A 25,963-nucleotide genomic window follows, 5' to 3' on the forward strand; every position below is an offset into this window, starting at 1 on the left:
GCCGGTCCGCCGTGCGGAGAAGGTCGCCGACCCGCCGCCAGGAGTCGATTCTGTGCCGTGCGCGGCGGGCACGTTCCTCCGGGTCCCGGACGAAGAGCGCCAGGAGGACCCCATGCAGCCCGCGATCCGCCGCCCACCCCCTCCGACGGGCTGGCGACGCCGCCTCGCCCGGCTCCCGATCCACCTCTTCCGCGGAGGCTGGGGACCCCTCTTCAGAGGGCGGCTGCTCCTGCTACCACGCGGTCACCGCACAGTTCCTCACACCGGCGGAGGGCGGCCGGCTCATGACCGACTACGCCCACCGACACCCCCGAGCCGCACGGGCGCTGTGCCGCTTCATGGGCTTCCCGGCCGACGGCTCCACTTCCGCCTTCCGCACCGCGGGCGAGCACCCCCGGCGCCCTGGGCTGACGAACCCGAACGCCGCCTGGTACTACCCCAGCCCCGGCCCACCGGCCCGGAAGATCAAGACCACGTGGCGTTCTGGCGGGGCGTACGGGTGGAGGGCTCGCCGGAGCCGGAGGAGCCCGCGCGCGAGGGGGTCAGCGACGGGTGAGATGCCGGAAGGCGACGACGGCTTGCAGAGAGGCGGCCGGCCGAAGCAGTACGGGGCGCGGACGCTCGGGCATCGTGCCGCGCCGCAGCGCGAGACCGGTGACCGTGACGACGGGAAGCGCCCAGGCCGCGACCGCCGCCAGCCGTACCCCGCGGCTGGGCTCGTGGCGCAGGGTGAGCCACGTCCAGTAGGCGGCGTCGGCGAAGGTGTCGGCGTAGTCCCCGAACGGGGAGACCGTGCCCTGACGGCGGGCGAGGCGTCCGTCGGCGAGGTCGAGGCCGATCGCCAACGCCCCGGAGGCCCGGCCGGCTCCGCCGGGCAGGGCGGGGAGGTTGGCGCGCAGCAGCGTCAGGACATCTGCGGTGGCCAGGCGGGTGCGGTGTTCCAGGAGCCCCAGGTGCAGGATGGACAGTGCCCAGCTGGTGATCACCCAGCGCCGTCCGGGCCGTCTGCCGGCGGCCGCCGCGCACAGGACGCCGTGCAGGACGGTGAGCTCGGCCAGAGCCCGCGGGCGGCGGGCGGCCTGGTGCATCGACCGGCGGGCGGCGTGATCGAGGAAGCGTACGAGGGCTACCGGGGCGGGGCGCCGCTCGCGCAGTTCGCTCAGCAGCGCGATCGTGGCGGCGCGGCTGTCGGTCATCTCGGCTACGGACTGCTGCACGTTCCTCCGTCCTCCGCATCGTGATGCCGCTCAGGTTAGGGGTCGACCACGCGGGGAAACGGTGAGCACGCTCACTGATCGCCCGGGCAGCCGGCCGTAGCGTCGGCAGGGAGAGGCGACATACGCGTGGAGAGGTGTGAGCGATGGCGTGGACGGGTGCTCTGGCGGCGGCCGCGGTGGCGGGTGCGGGCGCCGCGGCCGGGTATGTGGGGCTGGTGACCGGGGCCGTGCCCCTGGACCTGGGGGTCGGCCGGCGCACCCGGAGGCTGGGACCGCAGACCCTCGACGTCGCAGCGCCTCGCGAGGTGGTGTTCGACGTCGTCGCCCAGCCGTACCTGGACAGGACCACACGGGCGATGCGCGAGAAGGTCCGGGTCCTTGAGCGTGGCTCCGACATGGTGCTCGCCGCTCATCGCACACCGGTCGCCGGTGGGCGGCTGACGGCGACGACGGTGGAGACGGTGCGGTTCACCCGCCCGGCGCGGGTCGACTTCCGTCTCGTGCGCGGGCCGGTGCCCTCCGTCACCGAGTCGTTCGTGCTCACGGAGCGCGAGTCCGGTACGCGGCTGGTGTACGAGGGCGAGCTCGCCACGGACCTGTGGCGGGCCGGCCAGTGGTGGGGCGGACTGGTCGCGCCACGGTGGGAAGCCACGGTCGCCGCGTCGCTGGCCACGATCGGCCAGGAAGCCGAGCGACGGGCGAGGGCTGCCTGATCCGGGCAAGGCCACGGGAGGGGCGCCGGGTGAGTGATCGGGGTCACTCACCCGGCTACGTATCCGGCCGCCATGCCGTCACGTCGTACGAGGGTGTACGACCACCCACCGCGCAAGGAGCCCTGAAGCGATGCCCCAGCCCTGTCCGTCGCCCCTGCCCGGCGGTCTTCCGCAGCCCACGCTGAACGCCGCCCAGGCCGCGCACCGTGAATTCCTGGCCGCTCTTGAACCGCTGCGGGGTGAGTTGTTCCGGTACTGCCGTCGTCTGACGGGCAGCGTGTGGGACGCCGAGGACCTGGTTCAGGAGGCACTCGTCCGGGCGTTCACCCGGGCCGCGCAGACTCATCAGCCGATCGAGCGGCCGATGGCGTGGCTGGTGCGGATCGCGACGAACGCCTACCTCGACCAGGTCCGCCGCCCGGCCCCACTTCTCGTGGAACCGGCCGAGCGCGCCGCCCCGGCCGCATCCGACCCCGCCGAGGTCCGGGACGCGCTCACGGAGATGACCATCCTCCTCGCGCCCCAGGAGCGCGCCGCCCTCGTCCTCAAGGACGTCTTCGACCTGCCGTTGAAGGAGATCGCCGCCCTGCTGAGCACCACCGAGGGGGCGGTCAAGGCCGCACTGCACCGTGGCCGGCGGCGCCTGGCCGACCCGGATCGGACCACCGCGCTCGCCCGCCGCACGGCTCCCGACCGGGACACCCTCGACGCCCTCGCAGCGGCGTTCACCGCCTACGACCTGGACGGGCTGACCAAGCTCTTCGTCGAGCACGCGGTCAGCGACGTCATCGGCGTGGCCCACGAGGTCGGCCGGGACCAGATCGCCGCCGGCTCACTGCACCACACCCTGCGCTTGGAGACCTCCGTCGTCTGGCGTTCCGAAGTCCGGGAGCTGGACGGCGATCCGCTGGTCCTGATGTGGGCCACGCCGGCCGACGGCAGCGGCCCCGAGGCGGTCGAGGACGTCCTGCGCGCGGAGACGGCCGTCGGCGGCATCACACGCCTGCGCTGGTACTACTTCTGCCCCGACGTCGTGAAGGACGTCGGGGACCGACTGGGCGTCCCCGTCCGGACCCACGGCTATCACGTGTAGTCCCCCGGCCACGCCGAGCACACCCGCAGGGCACACGGGGCCCCGCCCTCAGACGTCCTGGCGCAGGTCGGCGAGGGCGTCCTCGACCCCGCGGTGGAAGGTGGGCTAGGCGAACATCATGTGGCGGAGCCGGTCGACGGGGATCTCGTTCTGGACGGCGACACCCAGTCCGTAGAGGACTTCGCCGCCGGCCGGTCCGGCGGAGGTGGCTCCGAGGAGGACGCCGCGGTCGATGTCCTCGACCTCCGTCACCCGCATATGCCCGTCCACCGGCGCGAAGTCCGCGTGCCCCCATCCCGATCACCACGGCGTCGACTTCCCGCTCCTGCGCCATGCACGCCTCCTCGTTCCGCCCCATTCAGGGCATAAGCCACATTCATCCTTGATCATTGCGTATAAGGAGGGAGGGTTCGGTGAGCGCGCTTACCGTTCCCGTCCTCCTTCGGGGCCTACGTTCGTCGCATGGTTCTGCGGATCGCGCTCGGTGCGGTGTACACGGCCGTTTCGGTGGTGTGGAGCGTGCCGGCGGTGCAGACGTTCGCCCGAGAGGAGTTCTGCCATGACCCAGGCACCGGCACCCCGGCGCAAGGTGGACCGGGACGAGGTGTTCGTTGAGTTCACCAAGTCAATCTGCCCGCTGTGCAAGACGCCTGTCGACGCGCAGGTCAACATCCGCGAGGACAAGGTCTACCTCCGCAAGCGCTGTCGCGAGCACGGCGAGTTCGAGGCGCTGGTGTACGGGGACGCCGAGGAGTACCTGTCCTCGGCCCGCTTCAACAAGCCCGGCACCATCCCGCTCACCTTCCAGACCGAGGTGAAGGACGGCTGTCCGCTCGACTGCGGCCTGTGCCCGGAGCACAAGCAGCACGCCTGCCTCGGCATCATCGAGGTCAACACGGCCTGCAACCTGGACTGTCCGATCTGCTTCGCCGACTCCGGCCACCAGCCGGACGGATACTCGATCACCCACGAGCAGTGCGAGCGGATGCTCGATGCCTTCGTGGCCTCCGAGGGTGAGGCGGAGGTGGTGATGTTCTCGGGCGGCGAGCCGACGATCCACAAGCACATCCTCGACTTCATCGACCTCGCCCAGAACCGGCCGATCAGAAACGTCACCCTCAACACCAACGGCATCCGTCTCGCCACCGACAAGGACTTCGTCGCCGAACTCGGCAAGCGCAATCAGCTCCCCGGCAGGTCGGTGAACATCTACCTCCAGTTCGACGGCTTCGAAGAACGCACCCACCTGGAGATCCGGGGCCGGGACCTGCGTACGTTCAAGCAGCAGGCCCTGGACAACTGCGCCGAGCACGGGCTGACGGTCACCCTGGTCGCCGCCGTCGAGCGGGGCCTCAACGAGCACGAACTCGGCGCGATCATCGAGTACGGCATCGATCACCCGGCCGTACGCTCGGTAGCCTTCCAGCCGGTCACCCACTCCGGCCGGCACGTGGAGTTCGACCCGCTGAACCGGCTCACCAACCCCGACGTCATCCGGCTCATCAACGAACAGCGGCCCGGCTGGTTCCAGCAGGGCGACTTCTTCCCCGTCCCGTGCTGCTTCCCCACCTGCCGCTCCATCACCTACCTGCTGGTCGACGGCGAACCGGGCGACCGCACCGTCGTGCCCATCCCCCGGCTGCTGAACGTCGAGGACTACCTCGACTACGTCACCAACCGCGTCATGCCCGACGCCGGCATCCGAGAGGCTCTGGAGAAGCTCTGGTCCGCCTCCGCGTTCATGGGGACGGAGACCACCGAGGAGAAGCTACGGGCGACGGCCGATGCCCTGGACTGCGCCGACACGTGCGGCATCGACCTGCCCGAAGCCGTGAAACAGCTGAACGACAAGGCGTTCATGATCGTCGTACAGGACTTCCAGGACCCCTACACCCTCAACGTCAAGCAGCTTATGAAGTGCTGCGTCGAGGAGATCACCCCCGACGGACGCCTCATCCCCTTCTGCGCCTACAACTCCGTCGGCTACCGCGAACAGGTCCGGGCCGAGATGTCCGGCGTCCCCGTAGCCCCGGTCGCCCCCAACGCCCTGCCGCTCGCCGGCCGGCTCGCCCCGACACCGTACGGCTCCAAGACCGCCAAGGAAGTCCACGATGGACAGTGAACAGGTCAAATCCTGCTGCGCCGCGTACTCCTCCGACGTCGTCGCCCTGCTGCTCGGCGATGCCTACCACCCCGGCGGCACCGCGCTGACCCGACGCCTCGCCGACGCTCTCGCCCTGCCCGAGAGCAGCAGGGTCCTCGACGTCGCCTCCGGACGGGGCACCACCGCCCTGCTCCTCGCCGATGTCTACGGCTGCGAGGTCGACGGCGTGGACTACGCGCCGGCGAACACCGCCCTCGCCCAGGGTGCCGCGCAGGCCGCCGGCCTCGCCGGCCGGGCCCGGTTCGCCACCGGGGACGCCGAGCACCTCCCGTACGAGGGCGGCTCCTTCGACGCGGTGGTGTGCGAGTGCGCCCTGTGCACCTTCCCCGACAAGGCCCGCGCCGCAGCCGAGTTCGCCCGCGTGCTCAGGCCCGGTGGCCGGCTCGGCATCACCGGCGTCACCGCCGACGCCGACCGCCTGCCGCCCGAACTCACCGGCCTCGGCGCCCGCATCGCCTGCATCGCCGACGCCCGGCCTCTCTCCCAGTACGTGGAGATCCTGGCCGGCGCCGGACTGCGCACCCTACACACCGAGCACCACGACCGGGCGATGCTCCGGATGATCGACCAGATCGAGGCCCGCCTGAACCTGCTGCGCATGACCGCACCCGCCAGGCTCACCACGGCGGGCATCGACCTCGACGCCGCCCCCGCCGTCCTGCGGGCAGCCCGGACAGCCGTGGCGGACGGCGCTCTCGGATACGCCTTGCTGGTCGCTGTCCAGGAAGGCTCTCGCAGCGGCTGAGCGCGCGACGGGTCAGGCTCGGTCCGTGAGAGGTGCCTCATGAAGACGGCGCGCCTGCGCGTCGTGGTCGCTCACTTGGGCGGCAGACCCGCGGCGAACGCGTGGCCTCGGTCGACCCATTCGGCGAGGTCCTCGTCTTCGGTGAGGACGGAGGCGTCGACAACGACCCAGCCACGCATGGGGCGGCCGGTGAAGTCGAAGATCCTTGCCCCGGGGCGCGCGAGGGCGGCGTCGGTGGCCTCGGGGCCGACGCGGACCATCAGGTCGTCGCCGATGACACCCACAGTCATGTTGCCGGCGTGCAGGAAGGCCAGGCCGCCGAACATCCGCTTCTCCGTGACGGCGGAGTCCACGCCCAGGTGGGCCCGGATCCGTTCCGCCAGTCCCTCGTCGAATGCCATGTCCGTCCTCGCGCTCAGCCCTGCGGCTTGCCCAGCCGCAGCTCCAGGTCCCGCAGGTCCTTGACCAGTGATGATCGCACCTTGCGCGCCATGAGCGGCGCGGCAAGACCGTACAGGCCGGACGCGTCACCCCGTACGCGGATCCGGGCGAGCGTGCCGCCGCCCGGGTCCGGGTCGAATGTGTAGGTCACATGCATGGGCATCGGCCCGGCGACGGAGACCATGTCAAGGAGCCGCGGCGGTTCGTGGGCGGCGACGCGCAGCACATAGTCGATCCGCCTGCCCAGGAAGTACGCGGTACGGGTCACCTCGGCACCGACCCCGAAGCCGCCACCTTCGGCCTCTCGCGTCAGCTCCGCCACACGGATGCCCTGGGTCCACTCCGCGTCGTGACGCCAGTCCATCGCGTAGGCGGCCACCCGCTCAGGAGGCAGCGGGATCAGCCGCTCCGCGGTCACGTCCATGCCCATCAACTGCCCCGATCTCCCGCCGACACCTCCATGGACCCACCTCGACCGGGCACCGGCAACCGGAGTCGACGCGCGGGATCTACCGGCACGTAGGTAAGCGCGCTCACATACCCGCCGTTGGTGTCCTCGTAGCGTCGTGGGTGAGAGCGACAGAGCCCACCATGAGACGGGATGATCACGATGACCACGGCCGCACAGATATCCCCCAAGATCGCGGCAATTCCGGTCCACGCCCTGTGGGGTGCGGCGGCCGGACTCGTCGGCGGTATCGGGTTCGGCATCTGGATGTCCGTGTCCCGACCGATCATGGACACCGCGATGATCACGATGGTCGCCGGTCTCCTCGGCTCGACCAACGCCTTCGTGGGCTGGCTCGTCCACCTCGCGATCTCCCTGACGGCCGGCATCGTCTTCGGCGTCGTCTTCGGCCACCTCGCCCAGCGGTTCCCGCCCGCGGCCCTCCTCGGCCTGTTCTACGGCGCGGTGTGGTGGACCCTCGGCGCCCTGTGGATCATGCCGGCCAACATGGGCATGCCCGTGTTCGAATGGAACGACGTCACCGCCTCAAGCTTCGGCGGCCACCTCGTCTTCGGTCTCCTGACCGGAATCACCTTCGCCGGCATCGCCCATACGGCGGGCGGGCGCACCGGACGGACCACGGCATGACACCCCGCCCGCCGGCGTCGAAGCCCGCGGCCGGCCTCCCGGGCGGCTGCTGTCTTGCCGACAGCGCAGACACGCTGGCCGGCCCGCCGTGGGGAGCAGCGCCCCCGCCGTGGGCACCGGGACGACGCGAGGGGCCCCACCTCATGAACCCGACCGGTGACGACGCCGGGAAGACCTGGTGCATCTCCGAGATCGACATCTTCCGGGACCTGAGCGAGGCGGAGATGGACGCCATCGCCGCCGCGGCGCCCATGAAGGCCTACAGCGCGGGCGAACTGCTCTACTCCCCCGCTCAACCCTCCGAGGTGCTGTTCATCCTCAAGAAGGGCCGGGTCCGCGTCTTCCGGGTCTCCGCCGAGGGCCGCGCTCTGACCTGCGCGATCATCACTCCCGGCACTATCTTCGGCGAGATGGTGCTGCTCGGACAGCGTATGTACGACAACTACGCCGAAGCCCTCGACGACGTCACCGTCTGCGTCATGAGCCGCGCCGACGTCCACCGCTTCCTGCTGGCCGACGCCCGCATCTCCGCCCGCATCACCGAGATCCTCGGCCGCCGCCTCGCCGACCTCGAACAACGCCTGTCCGACACCGTGTTCAAGAATGTCGCTCAGCGCATCGCCACCTCCCTGCTCACGCTCACCGCGGCCCAACGCCCGGCCGGCCCCCTGCGGCCCGGTGCGCGCCACCCACAGATCGCCTTGACCCACGAGCAGCTCGCGGCACTGGCCGGCACCTCGCGCGAGACCGCCACCAAGGTCCTCCACGAGTTCGCCGACCGCGGTCTGCTCCGACAGGCCCGCGGCCGCATCACGGTCCTGGCCCCCGACCAGCTGCGCGACGAGGCCGGATAGCCTCCCCGGCATCGAGCTGCTCAACGTCGCAGGCCCGACCGCCCGCTCGTCACCGGCGATCCGGATCCGATCTTCATCCGGGAAGGCCGCCTGTGGAGCTGCGCCGGCATCGCCTCGGGAATGGACATGGCCCTGGCCATGGTCACCGAGGACCACGGCCCGGAACGCGCCCTGGCCACCGCCCGCACGATGGTCATGTACGTCAATCGCGCCGGCGGTCAGAGTCAGTTCTGCGCCCCGCTCGCACCTCCTGCGGCGCCCGGCGACCGGCTGGACGACCGGCACCACTCCGGCCGCGTACGTCGAGTCCGTCCGGCTGGAGGCCGCCCGCCGGCAACTCCAGGACAGCGACCACGGCCTGCCCGAGATCGCCGCGCTCAGCGGCCTCGGCTCCGTGGGGACGGCTCCCCGTCCGCGCGGAGAACACCACGACCTGACGGCAGCCGATCTGCCCCTGCGTACCCGTCGGCGACGAGCGCCTGCCCAGCCCGTGTCAGGTGCGGGCGAGCGCCGCGGCGCCGAAGGAGACGTCGAACCGGTCGCACCAGATGCTGACGCTCGGGTACGCCGACCAGTCGACGTCGGCGGGCAGTGCGTAGTTCTGGTCGCCCTTGTTGCCCTTCAGCTTGGCGAGGTTGACGTACTTCCCGTCGTCGAAGACGTCCCAGCCCGCCTTGCCCTCCTTCACCGGGGCATCGCTCAGCCAGACGCGCAGGTCGGGGCCGTTGCTCGTGTCCAGGCCCTCGAGGCGGAGCGTGTGGGTGCCGTCGGCGAGCCGAACGACCTTCACCACACCCTTGGTGGCGTGCTCGTGGCTGATGAAGCTGCCCTGTGCGACCGTGACCGGGCCGGACGGTGCCCGGGAGGCCGACGCGGAGGGCGGCGCACCCTTCGTCGGCGCCGGTGAGGTCGCGTTCGGGCTCGGGTTCGGGCTCGGGTTCGCGGAGGGCAGCGCCTCGTTCACCGTCTCGTCCACCCACAGCGCCCACGGCTTGAACCACAGCAGCCCGGCCACCGCCACCACCAGACCCACGACGACCCCCGCGCCCCACCGCTGTCTCCTCGTGACGCGCCCCACGACGCCCCCCTCTTCCGTGTCCGATGTTCGCCTTCGTCCGCCATCCAAGGCGATCGAACGCACGCGGGACAGCCCCGGCCCGATGACGAAAGCCTTACGTCATCGGGCCAGGGCTCGTAGGAGGCGCCGCGTCCACAGCGCGTCAGGCTGCGACGGGGGCGACGTTGGCGTTCCGGTGGAAGACGTTCTCCGGGTCGTACTTGGACTTGATACGGGCCAGCCGCTGGTACTTCTGCGGCCCGTAGGAGGCCCGGACGCGGTCCTCCTCGATCTCGGTCATGAAGTTGACGTAGCCGCCGGGGCCGACCGCGTGCGGCAGCAGCTCGGTCCACAGCGCCCTGACCCAGGCGGTGTCGGCCACCAGCTCCTCCGGGTGGGTGGTGAGGGCGGTGAGGGCCATCATGTAGCCGGGTTCGCGCGGGCTTCCGTAGGCGGTGGCGTCCTCGTCGACCTCGGTGAAGGCGCCGTCCAGCCGGAAGGTCGGGCAGAAGGTGTGTGGCGAGGTCTTGCGCCGCAGGTAGTCGTTCAGCAGGGCGATCACGTCGTCGCTCAACTCCTTGATGAGGATCCCCTTCTCGTAGTCGAGGATCCCGTACGGCGAGGAGTCGTCGAGCATGCTCTGCAGCTGGGTGTAGGGCAGCGGGGTCCGCATCTCGAAGAGCCTCGGCGGCCCGACGTCCAGCAGGGCGGCCGCGGCGGCATGCTCCTCCGCGCTGCCGAAGCCGCCGATGATCAGCGCGTGGCCGAGCTTGCCGCGGTGCTCGACCGGCACGAAGGGCTCCGGCGGGGCGTTCAGCCCGATGCCGACCAGCACGCTGTGCCTCGGTGGCAGCGCCGGAACCACCTCGCGGATCAGTTCCAGCGCCTCGCGGCCCACCGACATGTCCCAGAAGAAGATGCCGACGTGCACCTCGGGTCCCACCGCGTGCAGCCCGAAGTCGAAGGCCGTGACCACCCCGAAGTTCCCGCCGCCGCCGCGCAGCGCCCAGAACAGGTCCGGGTTCTCCTCCGCCGACGCGTGCACCAGGGCACCGTTGGCCAGCACCACCTCGGCGCCCAGCAGATTGTCGATGGTCAGTCCGTGGTGCCGGGTGAGCCAGCCCATGCCACCGCCCAGGGTCAGGCCGCCGACGCCGGTGTGGCTGATGGTGCCGGCCGGCACGGCGAGGCCGTGCGCCTGGGTGGCGGCGTCGAGCTGCGCGAGGGTGGCTCCGCCGCCGCAGCGGGCGGTGCGGGCCTCGGGGTCGACCGTGACGGTGTGCATCGCGGTCAGGTCGACGACCAGCCCGTCGGGGCAGACGGCGGCGCCCGCCGGGTTGTGCCCCCCGCCGCGCACCGACACCTCGAGGTGCTCGTCACGGGCGAAGGAGAGTGCGGCGGCGACATCCGCGGGTTCGGCGCAGCGGACCAGCAGGACGGGGCGGTGGTCGATGGCGCCGTTGGCGACGGAGCGGGCGGTGTCGTACTCAGGATGCTCCGGCCCGAGGACGTCTCCCCTGATCCGCTCCCTGAGCGAGCCGACGGCATGATCGGTGAGCCTGGCCATAACGCCCTCCGCGGAGGAGACGAGGCTTACTCCTGCCACGCTAGCCGCCATCCCATAGGAAGACAATTCGCGCAATCCGGGTAGGAATCCCGCGCCGGCAGGTGCCCTTCTCGCTGCAGATTCGAGGGCGTCATGACGTCGCGTGCTCGGTGATCCAGCGGGCGGCGAGGAGTCCGGAGGCGGCGGTGAGGACGGCGGCGGCGAGCACGGTGGCGTTCAGGCCGAGAAGGTCGGCGAGAATGCCGGCGACGAGAGCGCCGGCGGCGTAGCCGATGTCCCGCCAGAACCGGTACGTGCCCAGGGCGTTGGCGCGCCAGGCCGGGTGGGCGTGGTCGGAGACGGACGCGATGAGGGCCGGGTAGACCATGGCGGTACCCAGGCCGAGTGCGACGGCGGACAGGATTCCGGCGAGCAGCGGGCGGTCGAGGAGAGCGAGGGCGAGGACGAAGCCGCCGGACTGGACGAGCATCCCGTAGACGATCAGCGGCTTGCGGCCGATGCGGTCGGCGAGATGGCCGGTGGGTATCTGGCCGATGCCCCACAGGATGGGGTAGAGGCCCTTGATCAGACCGACGGCGGCGAGCCCGAGGCCGTGATCGGTGAAGAGGAGCGGGAAGACGCCCCAGGTGAGACCGTCGTTGAGGTTGTTGATCAGCCCGGCCTGGCTGGCGCCGCGCAGGGAGCGGTTGCGCCAGGAGGTGCGGGCGAAGGTGGCCTTCAGGCCGGTGTCCTCGCCGCTGGGGACCGGCTTGGCGTGGTGGGCGAGTTCCAGGGCGACGTGGGCGGCCGTGTCGCGGACGACGAGGGACAGTGCGAGGCCGGCGGCGACGAAGACGACGCCGATGAGCTCGGGGACGGGGCGCAGGCCGTAACTGGTGGCGAGGTAGCCGGTGACCAGGGCGGTGACACCGACGGCGGTGTAGCCGGCGGCCTCGTTCAGCCCGGTGGCGAGCCCCCGTCGTGCGGGACCGACGAGGTCGATCTTCATGTTGACGGTCATCGACCAGGTCAGGCCCTGGTTGAGGCCGAGCAGGACGTTGGCGGCGACGATCCAGCCCCAGGAGGGCGCCCATGCGAGTGCGAAGGGGACGGGGACGCCGATCAGCCAGCCGGCCACCAGCAGCTGCTTGCGGCGGAAGCGGGCGGTGAGTGCCCCGGCGGCGAGGTTGGTGAACGCCTTGGTGACGCCGAAGGCGATGATGAAGGAGAACACGGCCAGGTCGCTGGTCAGGCCGAACGTCTCGGATCCGATGAGCGGAACGGTGGTGCGCTCCAGGCCGACCAGGCCGCCGACGCAGAGGTTGACGATGACGAGCAGGGTGAACTGAAGCCGGTTCTCGCGCAGGCCGAGGCGTACCGGACGGCCGGAGGCGTCCGTCGGTGCCGTCGAGGTGGGGGCGGTCTTCACGGGCGGGTGTCCTCCGTGCCCTGCGCCAGCTGCTCGCCGTGGGCGGCGGCGTAGTCGGCCGGTCCGCCGTCGAGGACGGCGACGTCGGTGTGGCCGGCGCGTTCGAGAAGGCTGGCGGCGGTCATGGCGCGCTCGCCGTGCCCGCATGCCACGATCGCGCCCTCGGGGGCGTCCGCGGCTCCGCGGGCGAGGCCGCCGAGTTCGATGTTGACTGCGCCGGGGACGTAGCCGGCGGCGAACTCCGACTCCTGCCGCACGTCGACGTAGGGACGGCGGTCCGTCCTGGCGGCGGTGACGAAGACGGTGGAGGTCAGCGGGTGGCCGGCAGCGGCCCAGGCGGGCAGACCGCCGTCGAGCCGGCCGGCGAGGCGCTCGTAGCCGATCTTGTACGACTGCCAGACGATCTCGCTCAGGTCCTGGCCGTCGGCGGTGACGAAGACGAGCGGGGCGGTGTCGGGCAGGAGCCAGCCGAGCCAGGTTGCGAACTGGCCCCGGAGGGGGATGGAGAGCGACCCGGGGATGTGGCCGGCGGCGTAGTCGGCGGCCGGGCGTACGTCGACGACGTGGCCGCCGTCCGCCAGGACGGCGCGGACCTGTCCGACGGAGAGCCCGGTCAGCGGCGGGGTGCCGGCGACGATGCCGGGGCCGCGCCGGTTGGCCTCGCCGAGCCGGTCGAAGTATGCGGGGTAGCTGCCCAGGCTCGCGGTGAGCAGGCGCACGAACGTGTCCTCGTCGGGTGCGGCGAGCAACGGGTTGGCCCGCTGCTCGGCGCCGACGGTGGAGGTGCGTTCGCTGCCCGGTGGGGCCGAGCAGAAGGAGCCGGCGCCGTGCGTGGGCCATACCGCGGTGCTGTCGGGCAGTTCGGTGAGCCGGCGCAGGGACCGGTACTGGGCCCGGGCGAGTCCCTCGGTCCGCTCGGGGCCGAGGAGGTCGGTGCGGGCGGCGGAGTTCACGATCAGCGACCCACCGGTGAAGACGCCCAGTTCGGTCCGGCCGTCCAGCAGCAGGAAGGAGAGGTGTTCGTCGGTGTGGCCGGGGGTGGCGAGTGCCCGCAGGGTGAGCCCGCCGAGGTCGATTTCGTCGCCGTCGACGAGGCCCTGGTGGTCGAAGGCGCGGTTGCCGGCGGCCGAGGCGAGGATCGTGGCGCCCTGATCGTGGCCGAGCTGGACGGCGCCGGAGAGGAAGTCGGCGTGCAGATGCGTGTCGGCGGCGTACGCCACGGCCAGACCGCGCCGCTCGGCGGCGGCGTACAGGGCGCGCAGGTCACGGCACGCGTCGACGGCGAGGGCGCGGCCGTCGCCCAGGTCGACGAGGTAGGCGCTGTTGCCGAGCCCTTCGTCGACCAGGGGGATCAGATGATCTTCGGGGAGACCCATCGAACTGTCCTTCGCGAGGAGAAGGGGGCGGGCGAGGAGCGTCATCGCCCGCCGTCAGTTACAGTAATCCATAGATATTTGGAGGATGCAATGCGGGATGCCACCACAAGCGGCACGAAGGCCGCCCTCTACGAGGCGTTCGCCGCCAGTGGCAAGGCGCTGGCCAGCGGCAAGCGGCTGGAGCTGCTCGATCTGCTCGCCCAGGGCGAGCGCACCGTGGACGCCCTGGCGAAGACCGCCGGGCTGAACCTGACCACCGCGTCGGCGCACCTGCAGACCCTCAAGCAGGCCGGTCTCGTCGCCACCCGCCGCGAGGGGGTGCGGATCCACTACCGGCTCGCGGGTGACGACGTCGCCCGGCTCTTCACCTTGCTGCGCAAGGTGGCCGAGACCCACCAGGCCGCCGTCCCCGCCGCCCGGGACGCCTATCTGGGCGAGGACGGGGCCGCGGAGGTCACCCACGAGGAGCTCCTGGCCCGGGTCGAGGCCGGCGATGTGGTGGTGCTCGATGTACGGCCGGTCGAGGAGTACCTCGCCGGCCACATCCCCGGCGCGGTCTCCCTCCCCGTCGCGGAACTGGCCGACCGCCTCGGCGAGCTGCCCGAGGAGAGGGAGGTCGTCGTCTACTGCCGCGGCGAGTACTGCGCGCTCGCCTACGACGCCGTACGCCTGCTCACCGACCACGGCCGACGGGCGGTCCGGCTCAACGACGGCATGCTCGAATGGCGCCTGGCCGACCTTCCCGTGCAAGCCGGCGCGACAGGGTGATCGACACCCCGAAAGGCCTTCGCCCCCGGGTCTCGCCTGTGCCGGCTCCGGCTCATGGCGTGGGGGACGGGTACGGCCACAGGTCTTCGGAGGGCGGCGGACTCCACGTGGGGGTGGGAGCCGGAGCGAAGGGGCCCGCCCGGTTCTCCATGAGGAGGAGCATGACGATGGCGAAGACGCTGCTGGCGATGATCAGGGCAAGGCCGATCGGGTTGTTGGGGTTGTATACGTAGCGGTTGCTACCCCACTTGCTCTTCTTGAAGACGGGTTCGTCATCGTTCATCGGAACGTACTCCTTGTCGTGAGGGGACGGTCGTGGCACGTTCACGCACCGGCAGCTCCGCGGCTTCCCGCAGGGTGTCGTAGGGAACGGTCACGGGTGTCGACGATGTCGTCGCCCGTGCCGGGCCCAGCCAGTTGGCGCGCAGTTTCGCGAACGAGACGTGCATCCCGTCGCTGACCAGCGCCCCGCCCAGGAGGAAGAGCAGGGAGGTGGAGAGGACGGTACGGGCGGCAAGCCCGGACAGCAGCACCGCGACAAGCACCGACCAGACTTCCCGGCACTCCGCAACGGACCTTACGCATTCCATATGCGGCACTGACAGGTCCTTGACGCGCAGTCAGCGGCGTGCATGGTTGCCGGGGTCCGGCAAACCGTGGCTCACAGAGCGCGTCCGCGGCGCGGCACGTACAGCGCGGCGACCATGTTCAGCTTCTGGGACGCGGCTGCCGCCCGGACTTCGCGAACCCCGAGCGCCGCTGAGCCCGTCCCCGGACACGGAGCGGCCTACTCCGTGAAGAGCAGGCGCAGCGCGACCTCGCGGTAGTGGCGGACGTGGCGCAGGGCGAGGTCGGCCGCCGCGTCGGCGTCGCCCGCGCCGATCGCCTCGTACAGGAGGCGGTGCTCCTCCCACAGCGGGCCGGGGTCGTCGACCTGCTGGAACAGCCAGCGCAGCCGGCCTTCGAGGGATTCGAGGGTGGTGGTGAGGAGTTCGTTGCGCGAGATGCGCACGATGTGGGCGTGGAAGGCGGTGTTGGCGCGGGAGAGCTGCTCGGGGCGGCCGGTGTCGGTGGCGGCGCGGGCCTCCACGAGGAGCCGGGCGAGGGTGTCGAGTTCGGCGGCGGTGCGCCGCTCGGAGGCGCGGCGGACGGCGAGCACCTCCAGGGCCTCGCGCATGTCGAAGAGGTTCTCGACGTCCTGGCGGGTCATCTCGCGGACGACGATGCGGCGCTGGGAGACGGCCTGGAGGAAGCCCTCGCCGATGAGGATGCGGATGGCCTCGCGGACGGGGACCCGGGAGACGCCGAAGTCCTCGGCGACGTCCCGCTCGACCAGCCGGTCGCCGGGCTTGAGCCGTCCGGTGATGATGCGGTCGCGCAGCCCTTCGCAGACCTGGTCGCGGAGCCAGCCGCCGCCGTTGACGGGTGCGGTGGAGTCGGTCTCCGGTGTCCCGGTCGCCCGTGGTTCCATCCGTCCTCCCCTCCGTCCTCGGGCTCCCGGTGTCCCGGGGGCCCGCTCCCGGTGTCGATCGCCTCACGGTATGCCACCCGGGCGGTGGGACCGGTCGCGGGTGGCGCGACGCAGGTCACGTCCACGGGAGGTTCCCGTTTGACGGTCTCACTTGACGTGAACACAGGTGACACTTAGCTTCGCCTTACCTAACCTAGCTTTCCAGCCAACCGCCCACCAGCCGCAGACCAGCCGACCGACCAGCCGAGAGAACCACGCGCCATGCCGAGACCGGCCCCCGACGAACCGCTCCCCCACCTCACCCCCGGCTGGCTGCTCACCGCCGCCGGCGTGCTCACGGCGGGGTTCCTCGCGGCCTCCCTCTGGACCGCCGGCCACGTCCACGCGGACGCCACGCTCCAGACCGCCGCCCGCTTCGTGCACGTGGCGAGCCTGGTCGCCGGGCTCGGCTCGGTGCTCGCGGTCGACTGGTTCGCGGTGCTGTGGCTCACCGGGCGCCGGCCCCTCGCGGGTGTCCTCGACACGGCCTGCGCGCTGCAGACCCCGATCTGGGCGGGCCTCGGCGGGCTCACCGTCAGTGGCCTCTTCCTCCACCCCGACCTCGGCTCGCCGCTCACCCTCACCAAGCTCGGCCTGGTCCTCGCGGTCACCCTCAACGGCCTGCACGCGCACCGGCTCGGCCAGCTCCTCGAACGCTTCCGGGAGCGCGGCGCGGTGCCCCGCCGGCTGCTGCTGCGCTCGGCCGCCGCGGCCGGCGTCAGCCAGCTCGGCTGGTGGGGCGCGACCCTCATCGGCTTCCTCAACAGCCAGTCCTGACCCCGGCTCAGGAAGCTTTCACCAGGGGTTCACCACCCGGTTTTGGTTCTTCGGAGGATCATCCCTACGATCCTCCGATGATCACGAGAAAACGGCTGGCGACCGGAGCCTGTGCGCTGCTCGCCGCCCTGACCGTCGGACTCCTTCCGGCCACCGCGACCAGCGCCGCCGCAGACGCGGGCCCGGTGGCCGCGGACACCGTCAAGGAGCCCCCCAAGGTCGAGCTGGTGCTCGACGTCAGCGGCTCGATGCGCGCCCGCGACATCGACGGGCAGTCCCGGATGGCCGCCGCCAAGCAGGCCTTCAACGAGGTCCTGGACGCGGTGCCGCAGGAGGTACGGCTGGGCATCCGTACCCTCGGCGCCGACTACCCGGGCAATGACCGCCAGCGCGGCTGCAAGGACACCCGGGCGCTCTACCCGGTCGGCCCGCTCGACCGCACCGAGGCCAAGACCGCCGTCGCCACCCTCGCCCCCACCGGATGGACGCCGATCGGCCCGGCGCTGCTCGGCGCGGCCGACGACCTCAAGGGCGGTGAGGCGACCAAGCGGATCGTGCTCATCACGGACGGCGAGGACACCTGCGCCCCGCTCGACCCGTGCGAGGTGGCCCGTGACATCGCCGCCAAGGGCATCCACCTGGTCATCGACACCCTCGGCCTCGTCCCGGACGTCAAGACCCGCCGTCAGCTGATATGCATCGCCGAGGCCACCGGCGGCACCTACACCTCCGTGCACCGCACCGAGGAGCTGTCCGGCCGCGTGCGCCAGCTCGTCGACCGCGCCGCCGACCCGGTGGTGACGCCGGTCGCCACCAACGGCGCCGAGCGCTGTGCCGACGCGCCTGTCCTCAAGCCCGGTCTCTACACCGACCGGCAGGGCTTCGGCCAGCACCGCTGGTACCGGGTCGACGTGCTGCCCGGTCAGGAACTGCGCGCCTCGGTCAGCGTCTCCGCCGACCGGGCCGTGAACAACGACTACGGCGTACTGCTGCGGGCCGTCACCCCGCACGGCCGGGAGATCGTGCGCGGCTCCGAGGCCGGCGACGGCCGCACCGACGTCATCTCGACCGGTCTGCGCTACCCGACGAAGGAGGACGAGGAGGCGTTGGACGACGACACCAAGTCCGCGGCCGAGACCGTCTGCCTCCAGGTCAGCAACTCCTTCTCCGCTCCCCCGTCGGTGAAGACCACCCCGGGCATGCCGGTCGAGCTGGCGGTCGACGTCGTCGACGGTCCCGGCTCCGCCTCCGACGTCGCCGCCTTCGGCCTCGGCCGCGGCTGGTGGCTGCTCGGCGCCCTGGCCCTCGCCGGCTTCCTCGGCGGTCTGATCTGGGGCTGGCTGTCCCGCTGGCGCTTCGCTGTCTGGAGGACCCACTGATGTACCCGCTGACGCGTACCGCACGCAGCATGTTCGCGGCCGTGGCGCTCGCCGGCGCCGCGCTGCTCGGCCCGGCCGCGGCGCCGGGTCTCGCCGACACCGCGACGCCGACCGGGCCGGCCCCGAGCGGCAGCGCGAGCGGCGAGGCCGCCGAGCAGGCCGGACCGACCGAGGCCGGCACCTCCTTCCGTACCGCCGCGTTCTTCAAGCAGGGGCAGCAGGCCACCGCGCAGGCGTCCACGGGTGACTACCTGTACTGGGTGTTCCCCGCCGACACCGGCGAGCGGCCGACGGTCACCGCGACCGTGACGCTGCCCGAGGCCGCGCAGCGGCACGGCTCCTCGAACTGGCGGATCGACGTGTACGACGGGCTGCGCAGGCGCCAGCCGTGCATGTACGGGATGCAGTCCCGGGTGGCGGCCAAGGACGCCGCGACCGTGGAACTGGCCTGTGTCCTTCGTCCGGTCCGGGCGGCCGCGGACACCTGGTCGAACGACCCGCTGCCGGGCAGCTACTACGTGCGGCTGACCGCCACCCGGCTGCCCGAGGAGGACTCCGGCCAGCCGTTCTCGGCCCGGGTCGGCGCCACCTCCCGCGAGTTCGACGGCGCCTACGCGGCGGACGGCGCGCTCGCCGTGCCGCTGGTGCCGGGTGCGACGCAGCCGGAGGCGGTCGAGGCCCGCGCCCCGGAGGACGGCTGGTCCTCCGGCTGGTGGTCGGACCGCTGGCTGTGGACGGCGGCGGGCGGTGTGCTGGCCGCGCTCGCCGGCATCGGCGGCTACGTCCTGACCCGCGGCTCCGGCCGCCCGTCCCGGGTCCCGCCGGCCGTCTGAGCCGCCGGGCCCCGTGAGCCCCGTGAAACCGGCCCCCTGTCTCCCGCCCCGGGAGGCAGGGGGCCGGTGGCATTGCGGTCGCCGATCAGCGGGCGCCGCCGGGGCGGACCAGGCCCGTCTCGTAGGCGTGCACGGCGGCCTGGGTGCGGTCGCGCAGTGACAGCTTGGTGAGAATGCGGCTCACATAGGTCTTCACGGTCTGCTCGGCGACCACCAGGCGGGCGGCTATCTCCGCATTGGAAAGCCCGTGCGCGATGAGTGTGAGCACCTCCGTCTCGCGCTCCGTCAGGGCGCCCACCCGGTCCATCAGCGGGGCGCGGGGGGCGGCGGCGCTCAGCCGGGAGAACTCGGCGATCAGCCGCTTGGTGACGTTGGGTGCGAGCAGCGCGTCGCCGCGGGCCACCACCCGTACCGCGTCGGCGAGTTCCTCGGCCGAGGCGTCCTTGAGCAGGAACCCGGCGGCGCCGGCGCGCAGCGCCTCGTACACGTACTCGTCGAGGTCGAAGGTGGTGAGGACGAGCACCTTGACGGTGGCGTCGGCGTCGGCGGTGAGGACGCGGGTGGCCTCGATGCCGCCGGTGCCGGGCATCCGGATGTCCATCAGGACGACGTCGGGGGCGAGTTCGGCGGCCTTGGCGATGGCGTCGGCGCCGTCGACGGCCTGTCCGACGACGGTGATCCCGGGCTCGGCGTTCAGGAGCACGGTGAAGCCCTGCCGGACCATGACCTGGTCGTCGGCGATGAGCACCTTGATGTCTCCGGTGCCGGGGTGGCTCATGAACCGTCCTTGGGGTCGAGGGGCCGCGGAGACCCTACGGGTGCGGGCAGGAACGCGGTGACGTCCCAGCCGCCTTCGGGGGTGGGTCCGGCGGCGAGTTCGCCGCCGAGCATGGTGGTGCGCTCGCGCATGCCGAGCAGTCCGTGACCGGGTTCGCGCCCGGGGCCGGCCGTCCGGGTGTCCGACGGCCGGTCCGGTGCCGTGTTGGTGACGCGTACGGTCAGGCCCTCGCGGTGGTAGTGGGTCTCGACGGTGGCGCTGGCGCCCGGCGCGTGCCGCATCACATTGCTCAGGGCCTCCTGCACGATGCGGTACGCGGAGAGCTCGGTGCCCGGCGAGAGCGGGCGGCGCTCGCCGCGCGACTCCGCGGTCGCGTCGAGGCCCGCGGCCCGTACGTTGGCGAGGAGTTCGCCGAGCCGGTCGAGGGTGGGCTGCGGGGCGTGCCGTACGCCGGCGGCGGCATCGCCCGGCGCGTCCTCGCCGCGCAGCACGCCGAGGACGCGGCGGAGTTCGGTGAGTGCGTCGACGGCGTTCTGCCGGATGCCCGCGAGGTTCTCGCGGAGCTCCGGGGACGGGTCGGCGACCAGGTGCGGGGCGACCTGGGCCTGGATGGAGATGACGGACATGTGGTGGGCGACGACGTCGTGGAGCTCGCGGGCGATGCGGCCGCGCTCCTCCAGGAGGGCGCGGCGGGCCCGTTCGCCGGCAGTGAGTTCCTCCTGGGCGACGAGCCTGGTCCGGGAGACCCGGGTGGCGCGCAGGGAGCAGCCGACGACGGTGGCGGCGGCGAAGAACGTCGCGCCGACGGCGAGAGCGGGCGGGTGCGGCACGGGGGCGTGCGGCAGCAGCGCGCCGGCGCCGGTGAGCAGGGTGATCCCGAGTGCCGCGGCGGCGGCGACCGGCCGGACGCGCAGCGCGAGCAGCAGCAGGACCAGGGTGTGCAGGGCGATGGACGGGACGCTCCAGGGCCACGGGCCGGCGAAGACCGACTCGGTGAGGAGTCCGAGGACCCACAGGGCGGCGGTGGAGAGCCACCAGGCGGCGGCGGGACGGCTGAGGGCCAGGACGGGCGCGCCGGCGAGGAGGAGCACGAGCAGCGAGACGGCGCCGGGGACGGGCTCCAGGAACCTGGCGTAGGAGTTGAGGTTCCAGATGCCGACGAGGAGGCAGAAGAGCACGGCGTGGGCGTGCGGCAGCCAGCTGAGGTAGCGGTGCCGGGGCAGCGGGTCGCGGCGTCCCGGCCGCAGGTCGGCGCGCAGGACGCCGGGCGCCGCGCGCAGGGCGGCCTCCCATCGTGCGGTGTCCGTCACCGTGTTCCCCCCGCTGGCGTGTTGTGCGTTCCCCTGCGACAGCCTAGGCACGTCGTGCCTCCGTCCTTCGGTCGGGCCGCGGCTTCGGGGCGCGGGCCGGGTCGTTGCGTTCGTACGGGTGGAAGACGGCGCAGCAGGCGAGCAGTGCGCCGGCGAACAGGGGCAGCCAGCCGAGGCGGGCGAGGACCCAGGCGGTGCCGTCGGGGACGGTGTGGAGTCCGGGCAGCGGCGGGCGGCCGAGGAGGTGGGCGGTGAGCAGTCCGCCGGTGGTGGCGGCGATCATCGCGGTCTGGTGCCAGAGGAAGACGGTCAGGGCGCCGAGGTTGAGCAGGGCGACGGCGGCCCAGGCGCGTGGCCGGCGCAGGGCGCGGCGCAGCGGGCCGAGGAGCAGGACGGCGGCGCCGCACTGGGCGAGGCCGAAGGTGACGGCGGCGAGGGTGGGCGGGTTGAGGTTGGAGACCGGGGCGCCGGGCACGCCGACCATGGATCCGGGGTAGCCGGCGAAGGCGACCAGGAGGCCGGTGGCGGCGGCGCCGCCGAGGAGCAGGGTCCAGGCGGTGCCCTTCCCGGGTGTGCCGCGCCGGGCGATGAGCGCGCCGAGGCAGTACGGGACGAGCCAGCCGGCGGGCAGGTTGATCCAGCCGAGCCAGGCGGGGCCGTCGAGGCCGAAGCGGACCATGTCGACGTGGAGGACGACTGCGAGCGGCCACAGCGGGTGGACGCGGGCGACCAGCGGGGTGGCGGCGGTGAGGGCGGCGAGCACGAGCAGGAACCACAGCGGGGAGAGCACGAGCTTGCCCAGCGTCCAGAGGGTCTGCCAGGGCACTCCGCAGGCGAGCATGACGGTGGAGGCCAGGAGCCACACTGCGAGCAGCGGGCGCACCGGCCGGAACAGCCGGCCGAGCCGGGCGGCGATCCACCGGCGATGGCTCTCGCCGCGGACCCGGGCGGCGGCGTGGCCGCGGGCGGCGACCAGGCCGCCGACCAGGAAGAACACCGCAAGGGTCTGGAACACCCAGGAGACCGGGGTGAGTTCGGGCATCAGGCCGAGCGGGCTCTCGACCCGCAGGCTGCCGCTGTCGGCGACCAGGGCGGTGACGAGCCAGTGGCCGAGGACGACCCCGAGGATGGCGAGGGCGCGCAGTGCGTCCAGGGCGCGGTCGCGGCCGGGCGGGGTGGCGGCGTCGATCCGGCGGGCGAGGTCACGCATCGGCCGGCTCCCGGCCTTCGACGATCCGGGCCAGGTTGCGCAGCGGTACGGAGCCGGGGGCGAGGTAGTCGCTGTGGCCGCCGTCCCCGGCGGCGAAGCGCCGGGCGCCGAAGGCCGGGCCGGTCGGGTCGGCGCCGAAGCCGAGTTCGCTGCCGGAGCGGGCGGGCGACGGGAGGGGTATGCGGACGTGGGGCACCCGGGCGACCCAGTCGCCGGCGGCGCGCCCGGCCCACACGGTGGCGCGGGTGTGGAGGGCGGCCACGTCGTCGTGGCCGGTGCCGGGGCTGCCGTAGAGGACGATCGCGGCGGCGGGGGTGCCGGCGGCGGCGCGGGCGCAGACCACGGAGCCGTAGGAGTGGCAGAGCAGGGTGATCCGGGCGGTGGGGCGGATGCGGTGCAGTTCGGCGACGGTGGCGGTGAGCGCGGGCGCCGCCTGCTCGGCGCGGCCCGGGGTGAGGGAGGCGGCGCTGGCCGTGGCGGGCGTGCGGTAGCCGAGCCAGGCGACGACGGCGGAGCGGTCGCCGCCGGTGCGGTCGCCGCCCGTGTCGTGGCGCAGGGTGTCCTGGAGGGCGAGGGCGCCGGCCCGGAAGCGGGCGTAGTGGTCGAGGTTGGTGTCGACGCCGGGGACGAGCACGGCGATCTGGTCGGCGCGGGCGAGGTCGCCGACGACCTCGGCGCTGCGGCCGCCGTCGCGTCCGTCGAAGGCGAGGAACCGGCGTCCCGGCTCGGCCATGGCGTGCAGTGCGGCGGCCCGTCGGCGGGCTCCGTAGGCGTCGGCGGTCTGCTCGGCGGCCCGCAGGGCGGCACGCCGGTCGGCATAGCGGGCGTCGAGCGAGGCGGTGAGCTCGGCCGGGGTGCCGGCGGTCAGCGGGGCGGTGGGCGGCGGGGCGGGGGCCGGTACCTCGGCGGGGCCCGCCGCGCCCGCGACCGGCAGCGCGACGGCGGCGGTGACGAGGGCGGCGAGCAGCCCTCGGCGGATCCGGGCGAGGGGCGGCGCCATGGGCGGTTCCTTCCGTAGCGGGGGTGCGGGAGCGGAATTCGTTCCGCTGCGGAAGAAAGGTAGGAAGCGGGGCCTGTGGTCCGCGTCCCGCCAGGGAGCCAACTCCGGGGGTGGCTCTCAGGTATGACAGGTGATCGGGGCCCCTTCGGCTGGCAGGGTGGAGCCATGACATGGACCGCACCGCAGGTGAAGCGGGATCAGGACCTTGGCGAGCTGGGCACGCTGGACGAGCGGCGGATGCTGGAGGGCTGGCTGCAGTGGCACCGGGAGACGCTGCTCGCCAAGTGCGCCGGGCTCGCACCGGCCGAGCTGGCCCGGACGACGGTGGAGCCCTCGAACCTCACGCTCCTCGGCCTGGTGCGGCACATGGCGGAGGTGGAGCGGTGGTGGTTCCGGCGGAGCTTCGCGGGTGAGGACGTCGGCGAGGTGTTCACCGGACCGGCGGACGGCGACGAGGGGCTCGCCGGGGTCGATCCGGCCCACGCGGAGCGGGACTTCGCAGGCTTCCGGGCCGAGGTCGCGGCGTGCAATGCGGCGGCAGCCGGGCACGGCCTCGACGAGACCTTCCGTTCCACGCGCGGGGTGCCGCTCAGTCTGCGCTGGGTCTATCTCCTGATGATCCAGGAGTACGCCCGCCACAACGGTCACGCCGACTTCCTGCGGGAGCGGACGGACGGCGTGACGGGCGACTGAGCGGTTTGGTGCGGGCCCCGGCTCTCAGCCGAGGGACAGCGGGATCCGCACCCCGGCCGCGGCGAACGCCGACCGTTCCGCCTCGTCGGGCGCGCGCCGGCCGGTGCCGACGAGCAGCGCGTCCGTGTCGGACAGCTCCCGGGGCAGCTCCGCACCGGCGACCCGCGCCAGGAGCGCCCGAGCCTCGGCCAGGGTCGCGGCGGGCGGCGCGGGCGGGTCACCCGGCAGATGGGCGATCAGGTCGAGGTGGTGGAGGGTCCATTCGAGGACATAGGCGCCGAGGTAGTCGGCGACGGTCAGGACCTCCCCCTTGGTCTCCACAAGCAGCTTCGGGTCGGCGAGGACGGCCGCGCGGCCGGCGGCGGAGCCGACGTCGTCCAGGTGGAAGGTCAGGAGTCCCGGGTCCTGGTAGGCGGCGGCCAGGCGCACGGTGAGGGCGTCGAGGGGGTCGTCGCCGGTAGGCGGCCGGTCGGAGACCTCCCAGTAGCTCGCCGCGTCGCGGGTGGGCACGGCGTCCGGCCCGGCGGGTGTGGCGAGGGTGATCAGGACGTCCTGGGCGTCGATGACCAGATGGCACACCAGGTCACGGACGAGCCAGCCGGTGCAGCCGGAGGGCCGGGCGAAGTCCTCCTCGGCGAGTCCGGCGACCGCCGCGCGCAGCGCGCTCCACGCGAGTGAGAAGTGGTCCACGCCCGCAAGCTACCAGTCCGGCCTTCCCTCATCCCCTTGTCCGCGGCGGAGCGGCCCCCACCCGCCCGCCTCCCGTCAGCGGTAGTCGTCAGGGTGGTCCTGCATCCAGGTGTTGATCTTGTCGCGGGTGCCGACCAGCAGGGTCTCGTGCTTCTTCAGGTTCTCGAAGGAGCTGTCCCCGCCGAGCTCGGCCTCCAGCTCGGCGATCAGCTCGATCGGCTCGGGGAAGTGCCCGGGGCCCTTGGGGTCCGCTTTCATGGCGCGGTCGAGGCGGAGCAGTTCGTCATGTACGCGCCCCAGGAAGTACGCGCAGCCACTCGTCGCGCACGAGTCGTTCAGCGTGGCCTGGAGCCCGGCGAAAGCGTCGCGCACCTTCTCGGGCCCCGGCGTGGGATCGGGCTCGGCGGGCGTGGTGGTCGCGCCGGCCGCGGCCTCCGCGCTCGCCGCGGCCTCGGCCGCCTCCGCGGCGGACGTGGGCACCGTGGCGATCGAGTCGGAGGCGCCGGGCAGCGGCTGCGGCTTGGGCTCGGCGCTGCAGGACACGCAGAGCGCGGCCAGGGCCGCGAGGGCGACGGCGCCGCCTCGTATCGATGCCGTGAACGAAGACGTGAGCATGATGGTCCCCCCATGATCGTGGAATCACGGGAGCCTACCCTGCTCCGTCCGCCCCTCACTCGCCTCGGTCGCGGTCGTACCGGAGCACTACGACCCCGTTGCCGAAGGTGCGCGTGCCGGTGAGCCGCAGATCGGCGGTGGTGTCGGTGGGCGGGAAGAGCGGGGTGCCGCGGCCGATCAGGACCGGGTGGACGCTGATGTGGTAGGCGTCGATCAGGTCGAGTTCGCGGAAGGCGGTGCCGAGTTCCGCGCCGCCGAGGCAGAGGTCGCCGTCGGTGGCGGCGGCGAGGGCACGGACCTCGGCGGCGTCGACCCGGTCGACGACCGTGGTGTTCCAGTCGGCGTGCTCCAGCGTGGTGGAGTAGACGGTCTTGGGCTTCGTGCGCCAGATCTCGGCGAACTCCCGCTCCACGGGCGTGCTGTCCGGGTCCTGGTCGGCGGTCGGCCAGTAGTCCGCCATCAGCGTGTGGGTGCGCCGGCCGCTGATCAGGCGTCCCATGGCGGCGATCTCCCGGTTGAAGTACGTGTGCACCTCCTCGTCGACCCGGTTCCAGGAGATGTCGTGGCCGGGTGCCTCGATGTACCCGTCGAGCGAGATGGAGATGAACTGGACGATCTTTCCGGACACCGGCGGCTCTCCCCTGCGGTCGTGGAGGCTCCTGCTGCGGC

28 protein-coding genes and 1 pseudogene are annotated in these 25,963 nt (G+C 72.6%); 11 read left to right on the forward strand and 18 right to left on the reverse strand.

Translation table 11 applies throughout. From position 1 onward, the window contains the following. Positions 1-542 precede the first annotated feature (542 nt). Positions 543-1,217: a CDP-alcohol phosphatidyltransferase family protein gene (locus JAO84_RS01160; RefSeq protein ID WP_370409579.1), complete on the reverse strand. Its 675-nt coding sequence runs from the start codon at positions 1,215-1,217 to the stop codon at positions 543-545. A gap of 143 nt (positions 1,218-1,360) precedes the next feature. Here JAO84_RS01160 and JAO84_RS01165 point away from each other — a divergent pair, with 143 nt between their 5' ends. Beyond that, the gene (locus tag JAO84_RS01165; protein ID WP_370409580.1) at positions 1,361-1,930 is read left to right on the forward strand and encodes an SRPBCC family protein; all 570 of its coding nucleotides are present in this window, start codon (positions 1,361-1,363) and stop codon (positions 1,928-1,930) included. Between the two features lie 130 nt (positions 1,931-2,060). Next, entirely contained in the window at positions 2,061-3,023 is a 963-nt protein-coding gene (locus tag JAO84_RS01170; RefSeq protein WP_370409581.1) for a sigma-70 family RNA polymerase sigma factor, read from the forward strand. 105 nt (positions 3,024-3,128) lie between these two features. Here JAO84_RS01170 and JAO84_RS01175 read toward each other — a convergent pair whose 3' ends face one another. Beyond that, positions 3,129-3,281, reverse strand: coding sequence for a hypothetical protein (locus tag JAO84_RS01175; protein ID WP_370409582.1), 153 nt, complete (start codon positions 3,279-3,281; stop codon positions 3,129-3,131). 301 nt (positions 3,282-3,582) lie between these two features. Here JAO84_RS01175 and JAO84_RS01180 point away from each other — a divergent pair, with 301 nt between their 5' ends. Next, positions 3,583-5,145, forward strand: coding sequence for a radical SAM protein (locus tag JAO84_RS01180; RefSeq protein ID WP_370409583.1), 1,563 nt, complete (start codon positions 3,583-3,585; stop codon positions 5,143-5,145). Further along, positions 5,135-5,932, forward strand: a complete 798-nt coding sequence (locus JAO84_RS01185) for a class I SAM-dependent methyltransferase (RefSeq protein WP_370409584.1) — start codon at positions 5,135-5,137, stop codon at positions 5,930-5,932. Before JAO84_RS01180 ends, JAO84_RS01185 begins: the two co-directional genes overlap by 11 nt. Positions 5,933-6,003: 71 nt before the next feature. Here the strand turns inward: JAO84_RS01185 and JAO84_RS01190 are convergent, their stop codons facing one another. Both JAO84_RS01190 and JAO84_RS01195 read right to left on the reverse strand, forming a co-directional pair. Then, on the reverse strand, positions 6,004-6,333 hold the full coding sequence (locus JAO84_RS01190; protein ID WP_370409585.1) for a TfoX/Sxy family protein: 330 nt from the start codon (positions 6,331-6,333) through the stop codon (positions 6,004-6,006). Positions 6,334-6,347: 14 nt separating this feature from the next. Next, on the reverse strand, positions 6,348-6,803 hold the full coding sequence (locus tag JAO84_RS01195; RefSeq protein WP_370409586.1) for an SRPBCC family protein: 456 nt from the start codon (positions 6,801-6,803) through the stop codon (positions 6,348-6,350). A 171-nt stretch (positions 6,804-6,974) separates the two neighbouring features. Here JAO84_RS01195 and JAO84_RS01200 point away from each other — a divergent pair, with 171 nt between their 5' ends. Further along, positions 6,975-7,469, forward strand: a complete 495-nt coding sequence (locus JAO84_RS01200) for a hypothetical protein (RefSeq protein WP_370409587.1) — start codon at positions 6,975-6,977, stop codon at positions 7,467-7,469. 143 nt (positions 7,470-7,612) lie between these two features. Next, the gene (locus tag JAO84_RS01205; protein WP_370409588.1) at positions 7,613-8,323 is read left to right on the forward strand and encodes a Crp/Fnr family transcriptional regulator; all 711 of its coding nucleotides are present in this window, start codon (positions 7,613-7,615) and stop codon (positions 8,321-8,323) included. Positions 8,324-8,816: 493 nt separating this feature from the next. Here JAO84_RS01205 and JAO84_RS01210 read toward each other — a convergent pair whose 3' ends face one another. The 4 genes from JAO84_RS01210 to JAO84_RS01225 all read right to left on the reverse strand — a co-directional run bounded on the left by JAO84_RS01210 (position 8,817) and on the right by JAO84_RS01225 (position 13,731). Continuing rightward, entirely contained in the window at positions 8,817-9,401 is a 585-nt protein-coding gene (locus JAO84_RS01210; RefSeq protein WP_370409589.1) for a DM13 domain-containing protein, read from the reverse strand. Positions 9,402-9,543: 142 nt separating this feature from the next. Beyond that, complete coding sequence (locus tag JAO84_RS01215; RefSeq protein WP_370409590.1) at positions 9,544-10,947, reverse strand: FAD-binding oxidoreductase; 1,404 nt, start codon at positions 10,945-10,947, stop codon at positions 9,544-9,546. 130 nt (positions 10,948-11,077) lie between these two features. Then, entirely contained in the window at positions 11,078-12,355 is a 1,278-nt protein-coding gene (locus JAO84_RS01220; protein ID WP_370409591.1) for an MFS transporter, read from the reverse strand. Then, positions 12,352-13,731, reverse strand: a complete 1,380-nt coding sequence (locus JAO84_RS01225; RefSeq protein ID WP_370409592.1) for a rhodanese-like domain-containing protein — start codon at positions 13,729-13,731, stop codon at positions 12,352-12,354. The genes JAO84_RS01220 and JAO84_RS01225 overlap by 4 nt, the downstream gene beginning before the upstream one ends. Positions 13,732-13,821: 90 nt before the next feature. On the opposite strand from JAO84_RS01225, the gene JAO84_RS01230 reads away from it, so the two are divergent. After that, the gene (locus JAO84_RS01230) at positions 13,822-14,499 is read left to right on the forward strand and encodes an ArsR/SmtB family transcription factor (protein ID WP_370409593.1); all 678 of its coding nucleotides are present in this window, start codon (positions 13,822-13,824) and stop codon (positions 14,497-14,499) included. Positions 14,500-14,551: 52 nt separating this feature from the next. Here JAO84_RS01230 and JAO84_RS01235 read toward each other — a convergent pair whose 3' ends face one another. The 3 genes and pseudogenes from JAO84_RS01235 to JAO84_RS01245 all read right to left on the reverse strand — a co-directional run bounded on the left by JAO84_RS01235 (position 14,552) and on the right by JAO84_RS01245 (position 15,970). After that, the gene (locus tag JAO84_RS01235) at positions 14,552-14,782 is read right to left on the reverse strand and encodes a hypothetical protein (RefSeq protein ID WP_370409594.1); all 231 of its coding nucleotides are present in this window, start codon (positions 14,780-14,782) and stop codon (positions 14,552-14,554) included. A 91-nt stretch (positions 14,783-14,873) separates the two neighbouring features. Further along, positions 14,874-15,089: pseudogene (locus JAO84_RS01240) on the reverse strand (hypothetical protein); the annotation flags it as partial. A gap of 197 nt (positions 15,090-15,286) precedes the next feature. Continuing rightward, a complete protein-coding gene (locus tag JAO84_RS01245) occupies positions 15,287-15,970 on the reverse strand; it encodes a GntR family transcriptional regulator (protein WP_370409595.1) in 684 nt (227 codons plus the stop codon). Between the two features lie 261 nt (positions 15,971-16,231). Between JAO84_RS01245 and JAO84_RS01250 the strand changes: the two genes are divergently transcribed. The 3 genes from JAO84_RS01250 (at position 16,232) to JAO84_RS01260 (ending at position 18,998) form a co-directional block, all read left to right on the forward strand. Next, a complete protein-coding gene (locus JAO84_RS01250) occupies positions 16,232-16,786 on the forward strand; it encodes a hypothetical protein (protein ID WP_370409597.1) in 555 nt (184 codons plus the stop codon). Between the two features lie 77 nt (positions 16,787-16,863). Beyond that, entirely contained in the window at positions 16,864-18,165 is a 1,302-nt protein-coding gene (locus JAO84_RS01255; RefSeq protein ID WP_370409599.1) for a VWA domain-containing protein, read from the forward strand. After that, positions 18,165-18,998 carry a hypothetical protein gene (locus tag JAO84_RS01260; protein WP_370409600.1) on the forward strand — a complete coding sequence of 278 codons (834 nt, stop codon included), beginning with the start codon at positions 18,165-18,167 and terminating at the stop codon, positions 18,996-18,998. Before JAO84_RS01255 ends, JAO84_RS01260 begins: the two co-directional genes overlap by 1 nt. 85 nt (positions 18,999-19,083) lie before the next feature. Here the strand turns inward: JAO84_RS01260 and JAO84_RS01265 are convergent, their stop codons facing one another. From JAO84_RS01265 to JAO84_RS01280, 4 genes are read right to left on the reverse strand one after another with little or no spacing between them, the layout of a single operon-like run. Further along, complete coding sequence (locus tag JAO84_RS01265) at positions 19,084-19,776, reverse strand: response regulator (protein ID WP_370409601.1); 693 nt, start codon at positions 19,774-19,776, stop codon at positions 19,084-19,086. Beyond that, positions 19,773-21,086, reverse strand: coding sequence for a sensor histidine kinase (locus JAO84_RS01270; protein ID WP_370409603.1), 1,314 nt, complete (start codon positions 21,084-21,086; stop codon positions 19,773-19,775). The genes JAO84_RS01265 and JAO84_RS01270 overlap by 4 nt, the downstream gene beginning before the upstream one ends. Positions 21,087-21,129: 43 nt before the next feature. Beyond that, entirely contained in the window at positions 21,130-22,296 is a 1,167-nt protein-coding gene (locus tag JAO84_RS01275; protein WP_370409605.1) for an acyltransferase, read from the reverse strand. Next, positions 22,289-23,296 (reverse strand): alpha/beta hydrolase, encoded by a 1,008-nt coding sequence (locus tag JAO84_RS01280; RefSeq protein ID WP_370409606.1) that lies wholly within the window; start codon positions 23,294-23,296, stop codon positions 22,289-22,291. Before JAO84_RS01280 ends, JAO84_RS01275 begins: the two co-directional genes overlap by 8 nt. Before the next feature lie 165 nt (positions 23,297-23,461). Between JAO84_RS01280 and JAO84_RS01285 the strand changes: the two genes are divergently transcribed. After that, positions 23,462-23,989 (forward strand): DinB family protein, encoded by a 528-nt coding sequence (locus JAO84_RS01285; protein ID WP_370409607.1) that lies wholly within the window; start codon positions 23,462-23,464, stop codon positions 23,987-23,989. Between the two features lie 24 nt (positions 23,990-24,013). On the opposite strand, the gene JAO84_RS01290 is transcribed toward JAO84_RS01285, so the two are convergent. From JAO84_RS01290 to JAO84_RS01300, 3 genes are all read right to left on the reverse strand, one after another. Next, complete coding sequence (locus JAO84_RS01290; protein WP_370409608.1) at positions 24,014-24,679, reverse strand: maleylpyruvate isomerase N-terminal domain-containing protein; 666 nt, start codon at positions 24,677-24,679, stop codon at positions 24,014-24,016. Between the two features lie 75 nt (positions 24,680-24,754). Continuing rightward, on the reverse strand, positions 24,755-25,294 hold the full coding sequence (locus tag JAO84_RS01295) for a hypothetical protein (RefSeq protein WP_370409609.1): 540 nt from the start codon (positions 25,292-25,294) through the stop codon (positions 24,755-24,757). A 55-nt stretch (positions 25,295-25,349) separates the two neighbouring features. Next, entirely contained in the window at positions 25,350-25,922 is a 573-nt protein-coding gene (locus JAO84_RS01300; protein ID WP_370409610.1) for a dihydrofolate reductase family protein, read from the reverse strand. Positions 25,923-25,963: the final 41 nt, after the last annotated feature.

It is taken from the genome of Streptomyces fradiae, from assembly GCF_041270065.1.
Classification (GTDB): Bacteria; Actinomycetota; Actinomycetes; order Streptomycetales; family Streptomycetaceae; genus Streptomyces.

Coding starts and splice junctions, on each gene's coding strand:
- JAO84_RS01165 (WP_370409580.1), top strand. CDS start 1,361: ATGGCGTGGACGGGTGCTCTGGCGGCGGCCGCGGTGGCGGGTGCGGGC.
- JAO84_RS01170 (WP_370409581.1), top strand. CDS start 2,061: ATGCCCCAGCCCTGTCCGTCGCCCCTGCCCGGCGGTCTTCCGCAGCCC.
- JAO84_RS01175 (WP_370409582.1), bottom strand. CDS start 3,281: ATGCGGGTGACGGAGGTCGAGGACATCGACCGCGGCGTCCTCCTCGGA.
- JAO84_RS01180 (WP_370409583.1), top strand. CDS start 3,583: ATGACCCAGGCACCGGCACCCCGGCGCAAGGTGGACCGGGACGAGGTG.
- JAO84_RS01185 (WP_370409584.1), top strand. CDS start 5,135: ATGGACAGTGAACAGGTCAAATCCTGCTGCGCCGCGTACTCCTCCGAC.
- JAO84_RS01190 (WP_370409585.1), bottom strand. CDS start 6,333: ATGGCATTCGACGAGGGACTGGCGGAACGGATCCGGGCCCACCTGGGC.
- JAO84_RS01195 (WP_370409586.1), bottom strand. CDS start 6,803: ATGGGCATGGACGTGACCGCGGAGCGGCTGATCCCGCTGCCTCCTGAG.
- JAO84_RS01200 (WP_370409587.1), top strand. CDS start 6,975: ATGATCACGATGACCACGGCCGCACAGATATCCCCCAAGATCGCGGCA.
- JAO84_RS01205 (WP_370409588.1), top strand. CDS start 7,613: ATGAACCCGACCGGTGACGACGCCGGGAAGACCTGGTGCATCTCCGAG.
- JAO84_RS01215 (WP_370409590.1), bottom strand. CDS start 10,947: ATGGCCAGGCTCACCGATCATGCCGTCGGCTCGCTCAGGGAGCGGATC.
- JAO84_RS01225 (WP_370409592.1), bottom strand. CDS start 13,731: ATGGGTCTCCCCGAAGATCATCTGATCCCCCTGGTCGACGAAGGGCTC.
- JAO84_RS01230 (WP_370409593.1), top strand. CDS start 13,822: ATGCGGGATGCCACCACAAGCGGCACGAAGGCCGCCCTCTACGAGGCG.
- JAO84_RS01235 (WP_370409594.1), bottom strand. CDS start 14,782: ATGAACGATGACGAACCCGTCTTCAAGAAGAGCAAGTGGGGTAGCAAC.
- JAO84_RS01245 (WP_370409595.1), bottom strand. CDS start 15,970: ATGGAACCACGGGCGACCGGGACACCGGAGACCGACTCCACCGCACCC.
- JAO84_RS01250 (WP_370409597.1), top strand. CDS start 16,232: ATGCCGAGACCGGCCCCCGACGAACCGCTCCCCCACCTCACCCCCGGC.
- JAO84_RS01255 (WP_370409599.1), top strand. CDS start 16,864: ATGATCACGAGAAAACGGCTGGCGACCGGAGCCTGTGCGCTGCTCGCC.
- JAO84_RS01260 (WP_370409600.1), top strand. CDS start 18,165: ATGTACCCGCTGACGCGTACCGCACGCAGCATGTTCGCGGCCGTGGCG.
- JAO84_RS01265 (WP_370409601.1), bottom strand. CDS start 19,776: ATGAGCCACCCCGGCACCGGAGACATCAAGGTGCTCATCGCCGACGAC.
- JAO84_RS01275 (WP_370409605.1), bottom strand. CDS start 22,296: ATGCGTGACCTCGCCCGCCGGATCGACGCCGCCACCCCGCCCGGCCGC.
- JAO84_RS01280 (WP_370409606.1), bottom strand. CDS start 23,296: ATGGCGCCGCCCCTCGCCCGGATCCGCCGAGGGCTGCTCGCCGCCCTC.
- JAO84_RS01285 (WP_370409607.1), top strand. CDS start 23,462: ATGACATGGACCGCACCGCAGGTGAAGCGGGATCAGGACCTTGGCGAG.
- JAO84_RS01295 (WP_370409609.1), bottom strand. CDS start 25,294: ATGCTCACGTCTTCGTTCACGGCATCGATACGAGGCGGCGCCGTCGCC.